Source organism: Streptomyces sp. PU-14G (genome assembly GCF_041028275.1).
Lineage (GTDB): Bacteria > Actinomycetota > Actinomycetes > Streptomycetales > Streptomycetaceae > Streptomyces.
Genome location: NZ_JASKYT010000567.1, coordinates 1 through 2,874 on the forward strand (window position 1 = coordinate 1; position 2,874 = coordinate 2,874).

Sequence of the window (2,874 nt, forward strand, 5' to 3'; positions counted from 1 at the left end):
GCGGAGGGCGGGTCAGCGGGCCGCGGTCGCCGCCTCGCGCACCGCCACGTTGAGCTTCAGCACGTTCACCCGCGGCTCCCCCAGGAAGCCGAGGTCGCGGCCCTCCGTGTGCGCGTCCACCAGTTTCCGGACGGACCCCGGTGTCAGGTGGTTGGCCCGCGCGACGCGGGCGGTCTGGATGCGGGCGTACTCCGGCGAGATGTGGGGGTCGATCGCGGAGCCCGAACCGGTGACGGCGTCGGGCGGGACGGCGGTGACGGGCACGCCGTTGTAGTCGGCGACCTCCCGCCGGGTTTCGCGCACCGTCCGCACCAGCCGGGGGTCGCTCGCCCCCAGCTGACCCGACCCGGTGGCGCGCGGGTCGTAGTCCGAGTGCGAGGGCCGGCCGTGGAACCACGCGCGGCCACTCCAGTGCTGGCCGACGAGCGCCGAACCGACCTCCCTTCCGTCGGCCCGCACGGGTGAGCCGTCGGCCCGGTCGGGGAAGGCGGCCTGGGCGACCCCCGTCACGGCCAGAGGGTAGAGAACGCCGCAGACGACGGTCAGGGCGAGCAGCGCGCGGCACGCGGCCCACGCGAGCCGTCCCGCCCTGCGCGGGGAGAGGGTGGCCGTCATGTCAGTTCACTCCCGGGATGGCGCTCAGCAGCAGGTCGATCAGTTTGATGCCGGCGAAGGGGGCGACGAGCCCGCCGACGCCGTAGACGGCGAGGTTGCGCCGCAGCATGCGGTCGGCGCTCAGCGGCCGGTACCGCACACCGCGCAGGGCGAGCGGCACCAGGGCGACGATGATCAGGGCGTTGAAGATCACGGCCGAGAGGATCGCCGACTGCGGTGAGGCAAGCCGCATCAGGTTGAGCGCGTCCAGTCCGGGATAGGCGGTGGCGAACATCGCCGGGATGATGGCGAAGTACTTGGCGACGTCGTTGGCGAGGGAGAACGTCGTCAGCGCGCCACGGGTGATCAGCAGTTGTTTGCCGATCTCCACGATCTCGATGAGCTTGGTGGGGTCGGAGTCCAGGTCCACCATGTTGGCGGCCTCCTTGGCGGCGGAGGTCCCGGTGTTCATGGCGACTCCGACGTCGGCCTGGGCGAGAGCGGGCGCGTCGTTGGTGCCGTCGCCGGTCATGGCGACGAGCCGTCCCGAGGCCTGCTCACGGCGGATGAGCGCCATCTTGTCCTCGGGTGTGGCCTCGGCGAGGAAGTCGTCGACGCCCGCCTCGTGAGCGATGGCCTCGGCCGTCAGCGGATTGTCGCCGGTGATCATGACCGTTCTGATGCCCATGCGACGCAGCTCGGTGAAGCGTGCGCGCATTCCGTCCTTGACGACGTCCTTGAGGTGGACGACACCGAGCACGCGCGGGCCGTCCGCGTCCTCGACGCCGACGACCAGCGGGGTGCCACCGGCCTCGGCGATGTCCCGCACCACGCGGTCCACCTCGCCCCCGGCGTTCCCGCCGTTCCCGGCGATCCCGGTGTCCTCCGTGTTCCCGATGCTTGCGGCATCCCCGGCGTCCACAGCATCCCTGGCGTCCCCGGTGTTCCCGGCGTCCACGGCATCCCTGGCGTCCCCGTGTTCTCCGGCGTCCCCGGTGTTCCCGGCGTCCCCGGCTTCTCCGGCGCGCTGTTCGACCCAGGCGCGGACGGCGGCGGCAGCGCCCTTGCGCACCCGCACACGGCGGCCGTCCGGTCCTTCGAGGTCCACCCCCGACATCCGGGTACGGGCGGTGAACGGCACCCAGGCGGCGTCCTTCAGCTCGCCCTCGTTCCTGCCCCGCACCCCGTACCGCTGCTCGGCCAGGGCGACGACGGAGCGGCCCTCGGGCGTCTCGTCGGCGAGCGAGGACAGGTGCGCGGCCTCGGCCAGCGCCGCCTCGGTGGCGCCGCCGACGGGGACGAGGGCGGCGGCGTGGCGGTCGCCGAGCGTGATGGTGCCGGTCTTGTCGAGCAGCAGGGTGGACACGTCCCCCGCGGCCTCCACCGCGCGCCCCGAGGTGGCCAGGACGTTGCGTTGCACCAGCCGGTCCATGCCGGCGATGCCGATGGCCGACAGCAGCGCCCCGATGGTGGTGGGGATGAGGCAGACCAGCAGCGCGGCCAGCACCGTGAGGGACTGTTCGGCTCCCGCGTAGCGCGCGAACGGCTGGAGCGTGACGACGGCCAGGAGGAAGACGACGGTGAGCGAGGCCAGCAGGATGTTGAGGGCCACCTCGTTCGGCGTCTTCTGCCGGGCCGCGCCCTCCACCAGCGAGATCATCCGGTCGATGAAGCTCTCGCCCGGCCTGGTGGTGATCGCCACGACGATGCGGTCGGAGAGCACCCTCGTGCCTCCTGTGACGGCACAGCGGTCGCCGCCCGACTCGCGGATGACGGGGGCCGACTCACCGGTGATGGCGGACTCGTCGACGGAGGCGACCCCTTCGATCACGTCGCCGTCCCCCGGAATCACGTCCCCGGCCTCGCAGACCACGCGGTCGCCGACGCGCAGCGCGGCGCCTGGGACCGCCTCCTCGCCGCCCTCCCCGGTCAGCCGACGGGCGACGCTCTCGGTCCTGGTCCGGCGCAGGGTGTCGGCCTGGGCCTTGCCGCGCCCCTCGGCGACGGCCTCGGCGAGATTGGCGAACAGCACGGTCAGCCACAGCCAGCCGGTGATGACCCAGCCGAACCAGTCGCCCGGGTGGAGGACGGCGAGCACCGTGGTGACCACCGAGCCGACCTCGACGACGAACATCACAGGCGTCTTGGCCATCGTCCGCGGGTCCAGCTTGCGCAGCGCCACCGGAAGCGAGCCCACCAGCCGGCGCGGGTCGGACAGCCCGCCGCCAGCGGGACGGCGGGGCGGGGGCGCGCCCTTCGCGGTACCGGGCGCCGCGGGGG

2 protein-coding genes are annotated in these 2,874 nt (G+C 73.1%); both read right to left on the reverse strand.

Annotation, left to right across the window (positions count from 1 at the left end; genetic code table 11):
* Positions 1-12: 12 nt before the first annotated feature.
* Positions 13-615 (reverse strand): potassium-transporting ATPase subunit KdpC, encoded by a 603-nt coding sequence (gene kdpC / locus AB8Z75_RS33420; protein WP_369208657.1) that lies wholly within the window; start codon positions 613-615, stop codon positions 13-15.
* A gap of 1 nt (position 616) precedes the next feature.
* Positions 617-2,874, reverse strand: a 2,258-nt coding sequence (gene kdpB, locus AB8Z75_RS33425; protein ID WP_369208659.1) for a potassium-transporting ATPase subunit KdpB, incomplete at its 5' end; no start/stop codon positions are given.